The following is a 17,231-nucleotide window of genomic DNA, read 5'->3' as shown; positions in this document are numbered from 1 at the left end:
GTAGAACCGCAGGTGCCGGGGACCGGTGCGGATACATCGTCGAGAAGGGGAGCGGACCGTGGGACTGGACGCCGATGTAGTGACCGAGTCGGTGCGACGGCTCGTCGCCACTGCCCAGAACGGTCTCGAAGTCCTGCGTTTCGGTGGCCTCGAACCCAGCCGGTCGTCGTCGCCCTATCAGGTCGTCGAGCGCACCTCCATGTACCGGCTCCGCCGGTACTTCCCCGAGTCCGACACCGCTTCCACGGGCATCCCGATCGTCCTCGTGCCACCGATGATGGTGTCCGCCGAGGTGTACGACGTCACCCGTGACGCCGGCGCCGTCGGCACCCTCCACGAAGCGGGACTCGACCCCTGGGTCGTGGACTTCGGGTCGCCCGACCAGGAGGAGGGCGGCTGGAAACGCACCCTCACCGATCACATCCTCGCCCTCGACGAGGTCGTCGACTGCGTCCGCGCCTACACCGGCCGCGACGTGCACCTCGGTGGGTACTCGCAGGGCGGCATGTTCTGCTATCAGGTCGCGGCGTACCGGCGCAGCCGCGGCATCGCGAGCCTGATCACCTTCGGCAGCCCGGTCGACACCCTCGCCGCCCTGCCCTTCGGGATCCCGGAGATCGTCGCGACCCACTCCGCGGACTTCCTCGCCGACCACGTCTTCAACCGCCTCGCGATCACGGGGTGGATGGCGCGCACCGGCTTCCAGCTGCTCGATCCGGTCAAGACCGTGCGATCGCGCATCGACTTCCTGCTCCAGCTCCACGACCGGGAAGCGCTGCTGCCGCGAGAACCTCAGCGCCGGTTCCTCGACACCGAGGGGTGGGTGGCGTGGTCCGGACCGGCCGTCGCCGAGGTGTTGCGCCAGTTCATCGCTCACAACCGCATGGTCAGTGGCGGTTTCGTCATCAACGACCGGGCGGTGAGCCTCGCCGAGATCACCTGCCCCGTCCTCGCGTTCATCGGTGAGGTCGACGACATCGGGCAACCGCTCGCCGTGCGCGGCATCCGCAAGGCGTCGCCCCGCGCGGAGGTCTACGAATACACCTTGCGCGCAGGGCATTTCGGTCTGGTCGTCGGTAGTGTTGCCGGTCAGCAGACGTGGCCGTCGGTCGGGGAGTGGGTGCAGTGGCGCGAGGGCGTCGGGGACCGGCCCGTCGGCATCGCGCCGATGGCCGTGCCGAACCCCACCGACGAGGGCACCGGCGTCTCGGTCGCATCCCGCATCACGCATACGGCCGCAACGCTCGCCGACGTCGGAACCGATTTCGGCAAGGGGCTCGCGGGGATCGCGGTCGGTGCCGTCCGCGGAGCACGCGATCTGACCGGTGAGGCCGCTCGCGCGTTGCCCCGGCTCGCGCGGCTCGGGCAGATCCAGCCGCGCACCCGCATCTCCGTCGGTGGCCTGCTCGCCGAGATCGGCCGCAAGTCGCCGAAGCGGGAGTGCTTCATCTTCGAGGACCGGGTCTACACCTTCGAGGCCGTCAACCGGCGGATCGACAACGTCGTCCTCGGGCTCGTCGACAACGGCATCCGTCCCGCGATGCACGTCGGCATCCTCATGGACGTGCGCCCCAGCGCAATGGCGGCGGTCGCGGCGATCTCCCGTCTCGGCGGCGTGTCCGTCCTGATCCCGCCGGGACCGGACATCGCCGAGGCCGTACGACTCGGCGGTGTCGAGAAGATCGTCGCCGATCCCGAGAACCTCGACGCGGCCGTCGCGACCGGCCTGCCCGTGCTGGTACTCGGCGGCGGTGACGTCCGCGACCTCGACATCGAACCCGGCGCCGACGTCGTCGATCTCGAACGACTCGACATTTCCTCCGTGCAACTGCCGGGCTGGTACGTCGCCGATCCGGGACTCGCACGCGAACTCGCGTTCATCCTGTTCTCCGGTGGCGGCGACACGCTCGCGGTGCGACGGGTCACCAACTACCGATGGGCGCTGTCGGCCTTCGGGACCGCCACCGCCGCTTCGCTGGGCCGCGGCGACACCATGTACTGCCTTGCGCCCCTGCATCATTCGTCGGGTCTGCTCGTCAGTTTCGGTGGTGCGCTGGCCGGTGGGGCGCGTATTGCGCTGTCGCGCGGGTTGAATCCGTCGCTCTTCAGCGACGAGGTGCACCGCTACGGCGTCACCGTCGTCACCTACACCTGGTCGATGATGCGTGAGGTGCTCGACAGTCCGTCGCTGCACATCGACGCCATCCATCCCATCCGGTTGTTCATCGGTTCCGGCATGCCACCGGGGTTGTGGCGCCGTACCCTCGACCGGTTCCAGCCCGCCCGGGTTCTCGAGTTCTACGCGTCGACCGAGGGCAACGTCGTGCTCGCGAACGTCTCCGGCTCGAAGATCGGCTCGAAGGGCCGGCCGTTGCCCGGCAGCGCCGACGTGCGCCTCGCCGCCTACGACGCCGGCGCAGGCCGACTCGTCGAGGACGAACGCGGCTTCGTGCGGGAGGCGCAGGTCGGCGAGGTCGGGCTGCTGCTCGGCCGTCCCGGCCCCGCCACCTCGGCGATCACCGGTGTGATGCGCGGCGTCTTCGAAGCGGGCGACGTGTGGGTGCCCACCGACAACCTGTTCCGCCGCGACGCCGACGGCGACTACTGGCTGCTCGACAGTCGACGGACGGTGATCCCCACCTTCCACGGCCCGGTCTTCACCCAGAGCGTGGCCGACGTGCTCGAAGCGATCCCGCGCGTCGATCTCGCCGTCGCCTACGGCATCTCGGTCGGAGGACGCGACATCGCGGTCGCCGGCTGCTCGTTGCGGGGCAACCGTGCACCGACCGCCGCGGAGATCACGGCGGCGTTCGACTCGGTCCCGGCCGACGAACGACCCGATCTCGTGCACGTCGTGCCCGACATCCCGTTGGGCCCGTCCTACCGCCCGTCCGCCGATCGTCTGCGCGAACAGGGATTGCCCGTGCCCACCGTCCGCACCTGGTACCTCAACCCCGACACCGGCACGTACAAGCGGTTCACCAAGGCCGTGGCCACGGCGTGGAAGGCGGGCACGGCCGGTTCGCCCGCCGGGGCGCGGTAGCCTGGGTCCGGTTCGGTTCCGCCCTTCGAAAGGACATCCGTGGCTGTCGATCCCACGTTGCTGAGCATTCTGGCCTGTCCGGAGGACAAGGGGCCGTTGCTTCTCGTCGACGACGCCGTCCTGTACAACCCGCGACTGCGACGGGCGTATCCGATCGAGAACGGCATCCCGGTCCTCCTCGTCGACGAGGCCCGCGAGGTCACCGACGCCGAGCACGAGGACTTCACCGCGCGCGGTGTCGCCGGATGGAGCACCGACTGAGCCGCAATCGTCGATCCGTCCGCGGCGAACTCGAAGGACTCGATCCGGTCGAGGCCGCCGAAGCGCTGCTCGGAGCAACCGTCCGGGTGGGGGAGACCGCCGTCCTGCTGACGGAGGTCGAGGCCTACGGCGGACCCGAGGACGGACCGTGGCCGGACCCGGCCGCGCACTCGTACCGCGGACCGACCCCGCGCAATTCGGTCATGTTCGGACCTGCGGGGCACCTGTACGTCTACCGCAGCTACGGGTTGCACTTCTGCGCGAACGTCTCCCTCGGTCCCGACGGCACCGCCGCGGCCGTGCTGTTGCGGGGTGGCGAGGTCGTCGAGGGGGAACAGGCCGTCCGTTCGCGTCGCACGCCCGGCACACCGTTCGCGAATCTTGCGCGCGGTCCGGGCAATCTGGCCGCTGCGCTCGGACTCGACCTGACCGACAACGGCATCGACGTGGATGCTTCCGACGCTCGGGTACGGGTGGAACTTCCGTCCGAACCGCTGGTCGGGGAGGTCGCGCGGGGTCCGCGCGTGGGGATCAGCGTGGCGGCCGACAGGCCGTGGCGATTGTGGGTTCCCGGCGCGATCGGGGTCTCCGCGTACCGGCGCAGCCCACGCGCACCCGCCGCCCCTCGAGCGTGATGGGATGATCGAACGGTGACTGAGCACATTCTCGACGAACTGACCTGGCGCGGGCTCATCGCGCAAGCGACCGATCTCGACGCACTCCGAGGCGAACTCGACAAGGGTCCGATCACCCTCTATGCCGGTTTCGATCCGACCGGCCCGAGCCTGCACGCCGGTCACCTCGTTCCGCTCCTCGCACTCAAGCGTTTCCAGCGCGCCGGCCATCGGCCCATCGTTCTCGCAGGTGGCGCGACCGGCATGATCGGCGACCCGCGGGACGTGGGGGAGCGCACCATGAACTCCGCCGACACCGTCGCCGAATGGGCAGGGCGGATCCGTGGGCAGCTCGAGCGGTTCGTCGACTTCGACGACTCCCCGACGGGAGCCGTGGTCGCGAACAACCTCGACTGGACCGGCAAGCTGTCCGCGATCGACTTCCTGCGCGATATCGGCAAGCACTTCTCGATCAACGTGATGCTCGCCCGCGACACGGTCAAGCGCCGCCTCGAAGGCGACGGCATCTCGTACACCGAGTTCAGCTACATGCTCCTGCAGGCCAACGACTACGTGCAGCTCCGCCGCGAATACGGATGTGCGCTGCAGGTCGGTGGTTCCGATCAGTGGGGCAACATCATCGCCGGCGTCGAGCTCAACCGCCGTACCGACGGCGCGAGCGTGCACGCCCTGACCGTCCCGCTCGTGACCTCGTCCGACGGCAAGAAGTTCGGTAAGTCCACCGGTGGTGGCAGCCTGTGGCTCGACCCGGAGATGACGAGCCCGTACGCCTGGTACCAGTACTTCGTCAACGCAGCCGACGCCGACGTCATGAAGTACCTGCGCTGGTTCACCTTCCTCGACAAGGACGAACTCGCCGAGCTCGAGACCGCCACCACGGAGCGTCCGCACGCACGTGAGGCCCAGAAGCGACTCGCTGCCGAGATGACCACGCTCGTCCACGGGGCGCACAACACCGCTGCGGTCGAGTTGGCCAGCCGCGCCCTGTTCGGACGAGGCGAGCTGGGCGAGCTGGACGAGGCCACGCTCGCGGCCGCACTGACCGAGGCGTCCGTGACGGAGCTCCGCGCCGGCGAGCCGGACACGATCATCGACCTGCTCGTCGCGTCGGGTCTGTGCGAGAGCAAGGGAGCTGCGCGTCGCACCGTCAAGGAAGGCGGCGCATCGGTCAACAACGTTCGCATCGCCTCGGAGGAGTGGACCCCGCGCGACGGAGAACTGCTGCACGGACGCTGGCTCGTCCTGCGTCGGGGCAAGCGGAACTTCGCCGGCGTGCGAGTCGTCCGCGACTGACACCTTCGCCGACGCTGGCGGGCCTCTGACCAGCGGATTTGACGGTTCGTTAGCGTCGGCGTAACTTAGTCGTCGTTCGAGCGACACCGAACAGCCCGCCGGACCGAGAGGTTCGGAAACAGGCATGTTCGATGTCGCATCGATCGGCTCTCACGGAAGAGAACAGGAAAGCAGCGATTTGCGGCCCTGAAATCGGATGTGATAGCTTGGAACGGTTGCCTCGGAGCGAGCCGGACAGGTGTCCGGAAACGTGATGATGTGCGCGTGTTCTTTGAGAACTCAACAGTGTGCCGATGAATGTCAGTGCCAAATAATATTTGGTGCGACCACTTCACTTTTTGTGGGTGGTTGTTGCTGGACATCGCATTCTTCCGTCTGCGGTGATCCAGTGTTAGAGCTAGTTTGAGTTTTTATGCTAGTGATTTGACTCGATGTCTTTGACTGATTACCCCTTCGGGGTGATTGTGAGTCTTCAACGGAGAGTTTGATCCTGGCTCAGGACGAACGCTGGCGGCGTGCTTAACACATGCAAGTCGAACGATGAAGCCCAGCTTGCTGGGTGGATTAGTGGCGAACGGGTGAGTAACACGTGGGTGATCTGCCCTGCACTCTGGGATAAGCCTGGGAAACTGGGTCTAATACCGGATATGACCTCGGGATGCATGTCCTGGGGTGGAAAGTTTTTCGGTGCAGGATGAGCCCGCGGCCTATCAGCTTGTTGGTGGGGTAATGGCCTACCAAGGCGACGACGGGTAGCCGGCCTGAGAGGGCGACCGGCCACACTGGGACTGAGACACGGCCCAGACTCCTACGGGAGGCAGCAGTGGGGAATATTGCACAATGGGCGCAAGCCTGATGCAGCGACGCCGCGTGAGGGATGACGGCCTTCGGGTTGTAAACCTCTTTCAGCAGGGACGAAGCGCAAGTGACGGTACCTGCAGAAGAAGCACCGGCCAACTACGTGCCAGCAGCCGCGGTAATACGTAGGGTGCGAGCGTTGTCCGGAATTACTGGGCGTAAAGAGCTCGTAGGCGGTTTGTCGCGTCGTCTGTGAAATCCCGCAGCTCAACTGCGGGCTTGCAGGCGATACGGGCAGACTCGAGTACTGCAGGGGAGACTGGAATTCCTGGTGTAGCGGTGAAATGCGCAGATATCAGGAGGAACACCGGTGGCGAAGGCGGGTCTCTGGGCAGTAACTGACGCTGAGGAGCGAAAGCGTGGGTAGCGAACAGGATTAGATACCCTGGTAGTCCACGCCGTAAACGGTGGGCGCTAGGTGTGGGTTTCCTTCCACGGGATCCGTGCCGTAGCCAACGCATTAAGCGCCCCGCCTGGGGAGTACGGCCGCAAGGCTAAAACTCAAAGGAATTGACGGGGGCCCGCACAAGCGGCGGAGCATGTGGATTAATTCGATGCAACGCGAAGAACCTTACCTGGGTTTGACATGTACCGGACGACTGCAGAGATGTGGTTTCCCTTGTGGCCGGTAGACAGGTGGTGCATGGCTGTCGTCAGCTCGTGTCGTGAGATGTTGGGTTAAGTCCCGCAACGAGCGCAACCCTTGTCCTGTGTTGCCAGCACGTGATGGTGGGGACTCGCAGGAGACTGCCGGGGTCAACTCGGAGGAAGGTGGGGACGACGTCAAGTCATCATGCCCCTTATGTCCAGGGCTTCACACATGCTACAATGGTCGGTACAGAGGGCTGCGATACCGTGAGGTGGAGCGAATCCCTTAAAGCCGGTCTCAGTTCGGATCGGGGTCTGCAACTCGACCCCGTGAAGTCGGAGTCGCTAGTAATCGCAGATCAGCAACGCTGCGGTGAATACGTTCCCGGGCCTTGTACACACCGCCCGTCACGTCATGAAAGTCGGTAACACCCGAAGCCGGTGGCCTAACCCCTCGTGGGAGGGAGCCGTCGAAGGTGGGATCGGCGATTGGGACGAAGTCGTAACAAGGTAGCCGTACCGGAAGGTGCGGCTGGATCACCTCCTTTCTAAGGAGCATCTGCCCATACACCCCGAATTGTCGGGTGTGGTGTGCGGCCAGAGACCGATTGTCCCCGATCGTGGGACACGGTTGCTCATGGGTGGAACGCTGACAATCGCTTCTCGAACAGGTTTCTTCACCTGAAGAAATCCGGGGAGCTATATCGGTGCACTGTTGGGTCCTGAGAGAACACGCGAGTGTTTGATCAGCGACGATGATTCGCGAAACAAGGAAATCAGTTTTCTTGCGGTAGGGGTTGTTGTGTGTTGTTTGAGAACTGCACAGTGGACGCGAGCATCTTTGTTGTAAGTGTTTATGAGCGTACGGTGGATGCCTTGGCACCAGGAGCCGATGAAGGACGTGGGAGGCTGCGATATGCCTCGGGGAGCTGTCAACCGAGCTGTGATCCGAGGATTTCCGAATGGGGAAACCCAGCACGAGTGATGTCGTGTTACCCGCATCTGAATATATAGGGTGTGTGGAGGGAACGTGGGGAAGTGAAACATCTCAGTACCCACAGGAAGAGAAAACAACAGTGATTCCGTGAGTAGTGGCGAGCGAAAGCGGATGAGGCTAAACCGAGTACATGTGATACCTGGCAGGGGTTGTGTATTCGGGGTTGTGGGGTTCGTTGTGTCGGCGCTGCCATGCCGGCCGACAGTGAGAAATCGTCGTGTTAGTCGAAGTGGTCTGGAACGGCCTGTCGTAGAGGGTGAGAATCCCGTAGACGAAAACACGGCGACTGTCGATTCGAATACCCGAGTAGCACCGGGCCCGTGAAATCCGGTGTGAATCTGTCGGGACCACCCGATAAGCCTGAATACTCCCTGGTGACCGATAGCGGACTAGTACCGTGAGGGAAAGGTGAAAAGTACCCCGGGAGGGGAGTGAAATAGTACCTGAAACCGTGCGCTTACAATCCGTCAGAGCCGATGCACGATTCAGTTCGTGGTGGGTGATGGCGTGCCTTTTGAAGAATGAGCCTGCGAGTTAGTGGCATGTCGCGAGGTTAACCCGTGTGGGGTAGTCGTAGCGAAAGCGAGTCCGAATAGGGCGCATCTAGTGGCATGTTCTAGACCCGAAGCGGAGTGATCTACCCATGGCCAGGGTGAAGCGATGGTAAGACGTCGTGGAGGCCCGAACCCACTTAGGTTGAAAACTGAGGGGATGAGTTGTGGGTAGGGGTGAAAGGCCAATCAAACTCCGTGATAGCTGGTTCTCCCCGAAATGCATTTAGGTGCAGCGTCGCGTGTTTCTCACCGGAGGTAGAGCTACTGGATGGTCTAGGGGGCCCACAAGCTTACCGAAATCAGCCAAACTCCGAATGCCGGTGAGTGAGAGCGCGGCAGTGAGACTGCGGGGGATAAGCTTCGTAGTCGAGAGGGAAACAGCCCAGATCGCCGGCTAAGGCCCCTAAGCGTGTACTAAGTGGAAAAGGATGTGGGATCGCTGAGACAACCAGGAGGTTGGCTTAGAAGCAGCCACCCTTGAAAGAGTGCGTAATAGCTCACTGGTCAAGTGGTTCTGCGCCGACAATGTAGCGGGGCTCAAGTACACCGCCGAAGCCGCGGCATTCACATAAGCCCGCTGATTCTCTACGGAGGGTCGGCCAGGTGTGTGGATGGGTAGGGGAGCGTCGCGCAGCCGTGGAAGCGCCGGAGTGATCCAGGTGTGGAGGCTGCGCGAGTGAGAATGCAGGCATGAGTAGCGAAAGACGAGTGAGAAACTCGTCCGCCGGATGACCAAGGGTTCCTGGGCCAGGTTAATCCGCCCAGGGTGAGTCGGGACCTAAGGCGAGGCCGACAGGCGTAGTCGATGGACAACGGGTTGATATTCCCGTACCCGTGTATCCGCGCCCAATGGCGAATCAGTTGTGCTAACCGTCCAAAAGTCTCCGCTGTTCCTTCGGGAACTGTGGGGATGGCTGCACGGGACCCCGATTGTAGTAGTCAAGCGATGGGGTGACGCAGGAAGGTAGCTGGGCCAGGTGATGGAATACCTGGTGTAAGCCGGTAGGGCGAATGGTAGGCAAATCCGCCATTCATACAGCCTGAGAGGTGATGCGTACCCGTTGAGGGGAATTCAGTGATCCTATGCTGCCGAGAAAAGCCTCTAGTGAGTTGGTACACGGCCCGTACCCCAAACCGACACAGGTGGTCAGGTAGAGAATACCGAGGCGATCGAGAGAACTGTGGTTAAGGAACTCGGCAAAATGCCCCCGTAACTTCGGGAGAAGGGGGACCACGCCCGGTGACGGCCCTTGCGGTCCGAGCTGGGGGTGGTCGCAGAGACCAGAGAGAAGCGACTGTTTACTAAAAACACAGGTCCGTGCGAAGTCGTAAGACGATGTATACGGACTGACGCCTGCCCGGTGCTGGAAGGTTAAGAGGACCGGTTAGCCATTTCGGTGGCGAAGCTGAGAATTTAAGCCCCAGTAAACGGCGGTGGTAACTATAACCATCCTAAGGTAGCGAAATTCCTTGTCGGGTAAGTTCCGACCTGCACGAATGGCGTAACGACTTCTCTGCTGTCTCGACCACAGACTCGGCGAAATTGCATTACGAGTAAAGATGCTCGTTACGCGCGGCAGGACGAAAAGACCCCGGGACCTTCACTATAGCTTGGTATTGGTGTTCGGTTCGGTTTGTGTAGGATAGGTGGGAGACTGTGAAGCGGCCACGCCAGTGGTTGTGGAGTCGTTGTTGAAATACCACTCTGATCGTATTGGACCTCTAACCTCGGACCATGATCTGGTTCAGGGACAGTGCCTGGTGGGTAGTTTAACTGGGGCGGTTGCCTCCCAAAATGTAACGGAGGCGCCCAAAGGTTCCCTCAGCCTGGTTGGCAATCAGGTGTCGAGTGCAAGTGCACAAGGGAGCTTGACTGTGAGACTGACAGGTCGAGCAGGGACGAAAGTCGGGACTAGTGATCCGGCACCGGCATGTGGAAGCGGTGTCGCTCAACGGATAAAAGGTACCCCGGGGATAACAGGCTGATCTTCCCCAAGAGTCCATATCGACGGGATGGTTTGGCACCTCGATGTCGGCTCGTCGCATCCTGGGGCTGGAGTAGGTCCCAAGGGTTGGGCTGTTCGCCCATTAAAGCGGCACGCGAGCTGGGTTTAGAACGTCGTGAGACAGTTCGGTCTCTATCCGCCGCGCGCGTTAGAAACTTGAGGAAGGCTGTCCCTAGTACGAGAGGACCGGGACGGACGAACCTCTGGTGTGCCAGTTGTCCCGCCAGGGGCATGGCTGGTTGGCTACGTTCGGAAGGGATAACCGCTGAAAGCATCTAAGCGGGAAGCCTGTTCCAAGATGAGGTTTCTCACCCCCTCGAGGGGGTAAGGCCCCCGGCAGACCACCGGGTTGATAGGCCGGAACTGGAAGCCCAGCAATGGGTGGAGGTGACCGGTACTAATAGGCCGAGGACTTACCACGAAGATGTTACGCGTCCACTGTGCGGTATCTGAAACAACACACACATCAGATATCGAAGCCCGACACGGGTTTTCGATACTCCTGATGCGTGAAGTTTCATAGAGTTACGGCGGCCATAGCGACAGGGAAACGCCCGGTCCCATTCCGAACCCGGAAGCTAAGCCTGTCTGCGCCGATGGTACTGCACTCGACAGGGTGTGGGAGAGTAGGACACCGCCGAACACCCGTTCCGAAAGGGGACCCACTCGTTTGGGTCCCCTTTCGTGTTTTCATGAGAGGATTTTTCTGTGTCCGACGGCAACGGTGAACGTCGGTCCTTCAGGAGTGGAGGATCCACTCCGTGGTCGGGCCGCAAGAACGAGCGCGAGGAACGCGCCGACGACAGCCGCGGCGAGCGCGCACCCCGCGACCGCGACGAGCGTGGACGCAGCGACGACCGCCGGCAGGGCGGTTACGGATCCGCCGGACGTTCGTCCGGCCGCGACGACCGTCCGCAGCGCGGTGACGATCGGCGCCCGCCCCGGAGCGACGATCGACGACCCCAGCGCAGCGACGACCGGCGTGGCGACGACCGCCGTTCCTTCCAGGGCGGAGACCGCCGGGATCGCGGCCGCGACGATGCTCGCTCCGGTCGCAGCGACCGTCCCTACCGCGAACGCTCCGGAGGCGACGACCGCCCCCGCCGCAGCGATGATCGTCCCCGCCACAGCGACGACCGTTCGAGCCGCGGCGACGATCGCGGTCGGCAGTACGGCGACCGTCCCCGTCAGGGTTCGGACCGTCCCCGCGGTGAGCGCAGCTACGGCAACCGCGACGATCGCCGCGGTGGCGACCAGCGCGGCAGTGATCAGCGCCGTGGTGGCGACCAACGCGGCGGCGGCGACCGGCGAAGCTACTCCGGCGACCGCCGCGGCCCTCAGTCCGGTGACCGCCGTGGCGAGGGAGCACCCCGTCGTCGTGGCGGTGAAGGTGGATTCGGTCCGGGTCGCGGGCGCGAAGGCATCGCACCGCAGCGTCGCGACGCCCGTCCGGACGAGCCGGACATCCCCGACGACGTCGAGGCCTCCGAACTCGACCCGACGATCCGCCGCGACCTGCTGAGCCTGGACAAGTCGAACGCGAACACCGTCGCCCGGCATCTGGTGATGGCCGGTCGTCTGCTCGACGACGACCCCCGTGCTGCGCTCACCCACGCTCGCGCCGCACGCCAGCGCGCCGGCCGCATCGCGGTCGTCCGCGAGGCCGCCGGCATCACCGCCTATCACGCCGGTGAGTGGGCGGAGGCGCTCTCCGAGCTCCGCGCAGCACGCCGCATGTCCGGTGGTACCGGACTGCTCGCCGTCATGGCCGACTGCGAACGCGGTCTCGGTCGCCCCGAGAAGGCGCTCGAACTGGGCCGGAGCGAGGAAGCTCGCAAGCTGACCGGTGACGAGGCCACGGAGCTGCGCATCGTCCTCGCCGGTGCCCGCATGGATCTCGGTCAGTACGACCAGGCCGTCGTGACCCTGCAGACGCCGGATCTCGATCCGGAGCGGACCGGTACGCCGGCGGCCCGTCTCTTCTACGCCTACGCCGACGCACTCGTCGCGGCCGGGCGAACCGAAGAAGGCCTGCAGTGGTTCCTGCACTCCGCAGGCGCCGACATCGAAGGCGTCACCGACGCCGAGGAGCGGGTGGAGGAGCTCACCGGAGAGGCGCCGTGACCGACGGCACCGACCTCTCTGCCGGTACGGCCTCCAGCGACAGCCTGCGTCGGATCTACGACGTCCTGCTGCTCGACCTCGACGGCACCGTCTATCGGGGCGCCGAACCCGTCCCGGGTGCCCGCGAGGCGCTGGCCGCCGGTGACGACACCGTTCTGTACGTCACGAACAATGCCAGCCGTCGGCCGTCGGAGGTCGCGCTGCACCTGCGGGAACTCGGCTTTCCGGCCGACGACTCGTCGGTGGTGACGAGCTCGCAGTCCGCTGCGCGCTTGCTCGCCGAGCGGTTCCCGGCCGATGCGCCGGTGCTCGTCGTCGGCACCGAGGCCCTGGCCGAGGAGGTGGCCGGTGTCGGCCTCACCCCGGTCCGGTCCGCGGACGCGCATCCGGTGGCGGTGGTGCAGGGGCATTCCCCGGACACCGGATGGGCGATCCTGGCGGAGGCGACGCTCGCCGTCCGCGCAGGCGCCCTGTGGGTGGCCACCAACGTCGACTCGACCCTGCCCACCGAGCGCGGACTCGTCCTCGGCAACGGCTCGATGGTCGCGGCGGTGCGCAACGCCACCGGCGCGACCCCGCTCGTGGCGGGCAAACCCGCAGCTCCGCTGCTCGAGGACGCGATCCGTCGCGGCGGTGCCCGTCGCCCCCTCGTCATCGGTGACCGGTTGGACACCGACATCGAAGGCGCCAACGCCGTCGGTGCGGATTCTCTGCTCGTGCTGACCGGGGTCAGCACCGTCGACGATCTGCTGCGGGCTCCGGCCGAGCAGCGCCCGACCTACGTCGCGGCCTCGCTCGCGAGCCTCGACCAGCCGGCCGACCGGCTGCGCGTCGCACCGCACGACTCGTGGGACGTCACGGTCGACGGAGGTGATCTTCACCTCGCCGCCGCGCAGTCGGCGGCCGATCCGATGGAGGCGCTGCGGGGTCTGCTCGACATCGCCTGGGCCAACCCCGGATTCGGGCAGGTCCATCCGGTGGACGAGCGTGCACGGTCCGTCGTGGACGCGTGGGCGGCGACGGTCTGATCCGCACCGGAGGGTGTGGCCCGGTCGCACCCATCGACTAGCGTGGACGGCGATGAGCACGCCGATTCCACGTCCGGGCGAACACCTTCCCGGCGCACGTCCCACCGTCGATCCCGCACACGTCCGCGAGGAGGTCGACGCGTTGCTGGCGCGTGTCCGCGAGGGCGCATCCGTCCCCGGTGCCGAGAGCACCGACCAGTCCGTGCTGCTCGAGCACGCCGACCTGCTCGAACGAGCCCACGAGGTCCTCGTGCAGGCCTTGTCGACCGTGGACAAGATCTGACGTGGCACGCCGGGCACGCGTCGACGCGGAACTGGTACGGCGGGGTCTGGCGCGCTCGCGTGAGCATGCCAGCGAACTGATCGCCGCAGGTCGGGTGCTGATCGCCGGCACCGTGGCCTCCAAACCGGCGACCGCCGTCGAACCGAACACGCCGTTGATCGTCACCGAGGTGAGCGACGAGGTCTCCTGGGCGTCCCGCGGTGCCCACAAACTCCTCGGCGCCCTGGAGGCGTTCACGCCGCAGGGGCTGCAGGTGTCGGGGCGTCGCTGCCTCGATGCCGGCGCGTCGACCGGCGGTTTCACCGACGTGCTGTTGCACGAGGGTGCCGCGGAGGTCGTCGCGGTCGACGTCGGTTACGGCCAGCTGGTCTGGCGCCTGCAGTCCGACGAGCGTGTCCACGTGATCGATCGAACAAATGTGCGTAGCATCGACGCGGAGACGATCGGCGGGCGCGTCGACCTGGTGGTCGCGGACCTGTCGTTCATCTCGCTGAAGTTGGTGTTGCCGGCGTTCGTCGCCTGCGTCGCCTCCGGCGGCGACCTGCTGCCGATGGTCAAACCGCAGTTCGAGGTGGGCAAGGACCGGGTCGGCAGCGGTGGCGTGGTGCGCGACCCGGCGCTGCGCACGGAGGCGGTGCTCGACGTCGCGCGCGAAGCGCAGCGGCAGGGCCTGCGCACCCTCGGAGCGGTGGCGAGCCCGCTGCCCGGGCCGTCCGGGAACGTCGAGTACTTCCTGTGGCTACGGGCCGCAGAGCCGGGGCCGGAGGAACTCGACCCGGCAGTGATCGAACTGATCGAGCGTGCGGTGCAGGAAGGACCACAGTGAGCGAAGAGACCGTCGCGGTCGACGCGGCGCGATCGGGCCGGGAGATCCTGCTGGTCTCCCATTCGGGGCGCGACGAGATCGCCGGCACCGCGCTGCGGGTCGCGAAGATCCTCGGTGAGGCCGGCATCGGTCTGCGCACCCTCGACGACGAGGCGGTGAGCAACGGACTCGGCGTCCTCGCACTGCCGGGCAGCTTCATCAGCGTCGTCGAACCGGGACCGGAGGCGGCCGCCGGCTGCGAGATGGTGATCGTCCTCGGCGGCGACGGCAGTTTCCTGCGGGCCGCCGAACTCGCGCAGTACTCGGCGGTGCCCGTCCTCGGGATCAACCTGGGCCGCATCGGGTTCCTCGCCGAGTCCGAGGCCGAACACCTCGAGGAAGCGCTCATACAGGTGGTGCGCCGCGAATACCGCGTCGAACAACGCATGACCCTCGACGTGACGGTGCGCATGGACGACGAGGTCCTCGACCGCGGGTGGGCGCTCAACGAAGCGAGTCTCGAGAACAAGTCGCGGCTCGGGGTCCTCGAGGTGGTGCTCGAGGTCGACGGCCGTCCCGTCTCCTCGTTCGGCTGCGACGGTGTCCTCGTCGCCACCCCGACGGGCTCGACGGCCTACGCCTTCTCGGCCGGCGGACCGATCGTGTGGCCCGAACTCGAAGCGCTGCTGGTGATCCCGAGCAACGCACACGCACTGTTCGCGCGCCCGCTGGTGACCAGCCCCGAGTCGATCATCGCGGTCGAGACCCTCGCCGGCGGCCACGACGGAGTGGTCTTCTGCGACGGTCGCCGCATCATCGATGTCCCGGCCGGGGCCCGGCTCGAGGTGGTGCGAGGATGCGATCCGGTCCGCTGGGTGCGGCTGGATTCGGCACCGTTCGCGGATCGAATGGTGCGCAAGTTCGAACTTCCGGTGAAGGGCTGGCGGGGAAGGAAACTCTGAGATGCTCGCAGAGATCCGGATCGACAACCTGGGTGTGATCTCCGAGGCGTACGCGCGCTTCCACGGGGGACTGACGGTGCTCACCGGCGAGACCGGTGCCGGCAAGACGATGGTCGTCACGAGCCTGCACCTGCTCTCCGGGGTGCGCGCCGACCCCACCCGGGTGCGGGTCGGTGCCAACCGCGCCGTGGTCGAGGGCCGCTTCGAGATCGAACCGACGCCCAGCCACATCGAACAGCAGATCGCCGAACTGCTCGAGTCCACCGGTGCCCAGCGTGACGAGGACGGCAGCATCATCGCCGTGCGCACCGTCGGCAGCGACGGCCGCTCCCGCGCCCACCTCGGGGGACGCAGCGTGCCGGTGGGGGTGCTGTCCGAGTTCACCGGGCCGCTGCTGACCGTGCACGGCCAGAACGACCAGTTGCGGCTGCTGCGTCCCGACGAGCAGCGCGCCGCGCTCGACCGGTTCGGCGGCAAGACCGTCGCCGGTCTGCTCGACCGTTACCGCACCCGGCGGCGCCGCTGGCTCGAGGCCCGCGCCGAACTGCAGGAACGCACCGAACGGTCGCGTGAGCTCGCGCAGGAGGCCGACCGCCTGCACTTCGGTCTCGACGAGATCGACCGCGTCGCACCCGAACCGGGGGAGGACACCCGCATCGTCGACGAGGTGCGGCGCCTGTCCGACCTCGACTCGCTGCGCGAGGCCGCCACCGTCGCGCACAACGCCCTCGCCGGCGACGACAGCGGCGACGCCGACGCGTACTCGGCGGCACTCGACCTGCTCGGCGAGGCCCGCGCCCGCCTCGAGGGCTGCGACGATCCCGCCCTGCGCGAACTCGGTCCCCGCCTCGGGGAAGCGATCGCGGTGGTCACCGACGTCACCGGTGACATCTCCGGTTATCTGTCCGACCTGCCGTCCGACCCGAGCGCCCTCGAGACGCTGCTCAACCGGCAGGCGGAACTGAAGAACCTCACCCGGAAGTACGCCGCCGACATCGACGGCGTGCTCGAGTGGGCGCGCGAGGCCCGCGAACGCCTGTCCGGTCTCGACGTCTCCGCGGAGGCGATCGACAAGCTCGCCGCCGAGGTCGACGCGGAGGCCGCCGCGACCGCGGAGGCCGCCACCGCCCTGTCGACGGCGCGGCACAAGGTCGCCGGCAAACTCGCGAAGGCCGTGAGCAAGGAACTGTCCGGCCTCGCGATGGGACGCGCCGTGCTCGACGTGCACATCGCCGACCGCGCGGCCACCGCGAGCGACACCGCGCCGCTGCAGGTCGGCGACCGGCTCCTGCACGCCGGCGAATCCGGGATCGACGAGGTGGAGTTCCGGCTCGCCCCGCACAGCGACGCCCCGGCCCGCCCCCTCGCGCGTAGCGCGTCCGGCGGTGAACTCTCCCGTGTCATGCTCGCCCTCGAAGTGGTGCTCGCCGGTTCCGAACGCGGCGCGACGATGGTCTTCGACGAGGTCGACGCCGGGGTCGGTGGTCGCGCCGCCGTCGAGATCGGCCGGCGACTCGCGCGCCTGTCGCGCACCCACCAGGTCATCGTGGTCACCCACCTGCCGCAGGTCGCGGCGTTCGCCGACACCCATCTCGTCGTCGACAAGGTCGACGACCGGGCCGGGGTGATCAGCAGCGGGGTGCGCACCCTCAGCGAGGAGGAGCGGGTCACCGAACTGGCCCGCATGCTCGCCGGGCTCGACGACACCGAGACCGGGCGCGCGCACGCCGAGGAACTGCTGGCCGTCGCCCACGCCGAGCGCACCGGCTGACCTGCCCGGGGCGCCGGGTGATG

Annotated in this window: 10 protein-coding genes and 3 rRNA genes; all 13 read left to right on the top strand. The window is 66.1% G+C overall.

Annotation, left to right across the window (positions count from 1 at the left end):
- Window positions 1-58 precede the first annotated feature (58 nt).
- The 13 genes from LPH33_RS13835 (at window position 59) to recN (ending at window position 17,208) form a co-directional block, all read left to right on the top strand.
- Complete coding sequence (locus LPH33_RS13835) at window positions 59-3,043, top strand: AMP-binding protein (RefSeq protein WP_229564961.1); 2,985 nt, start codon at window positions 59-61, stop codon at window positions 3,041-3,043.
- Between the two features lie 39 nt (window positions 3,044-3,082).
- Window positions 3,083-3,304 carry a Trm112 family protein gene (locus tag LPH33_RS13830; protein ID WP_016692763.1) on the top strand — a complete coding sequence of 74 codons (222 nt, stop codon included), beginning with the start codon at window positions 3,083-3,085 and terminating at the stop codon, window positions 3,302-3,304.
- Window positions 3,289-3,939 carry a DNA-3-methyladenine glycosylase gene (locus tag LPH33_RS13825; protein ID WP_088899250.1) on the top strand — a complete coding sequence of 217 codons (651 nt, stop codon included), beginning with the start codon at window positions 3,289-3,291 and terminating at the stop codon, window positions 3,937-3,939. The genes LPH33_RS13830 and LPH33_RS13825 overlap by 16 nt, the downstream gene beginning before the upstream one ends.
- A 15-nt stretch (window positions 3,940-3,954) precedes the next feature.
- Window positions 3,955-5,232: a tyrosine--tRNA ligase gene (tyrS, locus tag LPH33_RS13820; protein ID WP_088899249.1), complete on the top strand. Its 1,278-nt coding sequence runs from the start codon at window positions 3,955-3,957 to the stop codon at window positions 5,230-5,232.
- Between the two features lie 472 nt (window positions 5,233-5,704).
- Window positions 5,705-7,226 (top strand): 16S ribosomal RNA (locus LPH33_RS13815).
- Between the two features lie 296 nt (window positions 7,227-7,522).
- Window positions 7,523-10,656 (top strand): 23S ribosomal RNA (locus LPH33_RS13810).
- 105 nt (window positions 10,657-10,761) lie between these two features.
- A 5S ribosomal RNA gene (rrf, locus tag LPH33_RS13805) occupies window positions 10,762-10,878 on the top strand.
- Together the 16S, 23S and 5S rRNA genes form the textbook arrangement of a ribosomal RNA operon.
- Window positions 10,879-10,943: 65 nt before the next feature.
- Entirely contained in the window at window positions 10,944-12,359 is a 1,416-nt protein-coding gene (locus LPH33_RS26985) for a hypothetical protein (RefSeq protein WP_229564960.1), read from the top strand.
- Entirely contained in the window at window positions 12,356-13,387 is a 1,032-nt protein-coding gene (locus LPH33_RS13795) for an HAD-IIA family hydrolase (protein WP_088899751.1), read from the top strand. Before LPH33_RS26985 ends, LPH33_RS13795 begins: the two co-directional genes overlap by 4 nt.
- 52 nt (window positions 13,388-13,439) lie before the next feature.
- Complete coding sequence (locus LPH33_RS13790; RefSeq protein WP_088899750.1) at window positions 13,440-13,670, top strand: hypothetical protein; 231 nt, start codon at window positions 13,440-13,442, stop codon at window positions 13,668-13,670.
- Window position 13,671: 1 nt separating this feature from the next.
- On the top strand, window positions 13,672-14,496 hold the full coding sequence (locus tag LPH33_RS13785; protein ID WP_088899749.1) for a TlyA family RNA methyltransferase: 825 nt from the start codon (window positions 13,672-13,674) through the stop codon (window positions 14,494-14,496).
- The gene (locus tag LPH33_RS13780) at window positions 14,493-15,437 is read left to right on the top strand and encodes an NAD kinase (protein WP_229564959.1); all 945 of its coding nucleotides are present in this window, start codon (window positions 14,493-14,495) and stop codon (window positions 15,435-15,437) included. Before LPH33_RS13785 ends, LPH33_RS13780 begins: the two co-directional genes overlap by 4 nt.
- Window position 15,438: 1 nt before the next feature.
- Window positions 15,439-17,208 carry a DNA repair protein RecN gene (gene recN / locus LPH33_RS13775; RefSeq protein WP_088899747.1) on the top strand — a complete coding sequence of 590 codons (1,770 nt, stop codon included), beginning with the start codon at window positions 15,439-15,441 and terminating at the stop codon, window positions 17,206-17,208.
- Window positions 17,209-17,231: the final 23 nt, after the last annotated feature.

It is taken from the genome of Rhodococcus sp. RDE2, from assembly GCF_020885655.1.
Lineage (GTDB): Bacteria > Actinomycetota > Actinomycetes > Mycobacteriales > Mycobacteriaceae > Rhodococcus > Rhodococcus pyridinivorans.
This window is presented reverse-complemented; position numbering and strand designations above follow the sequence as displayed.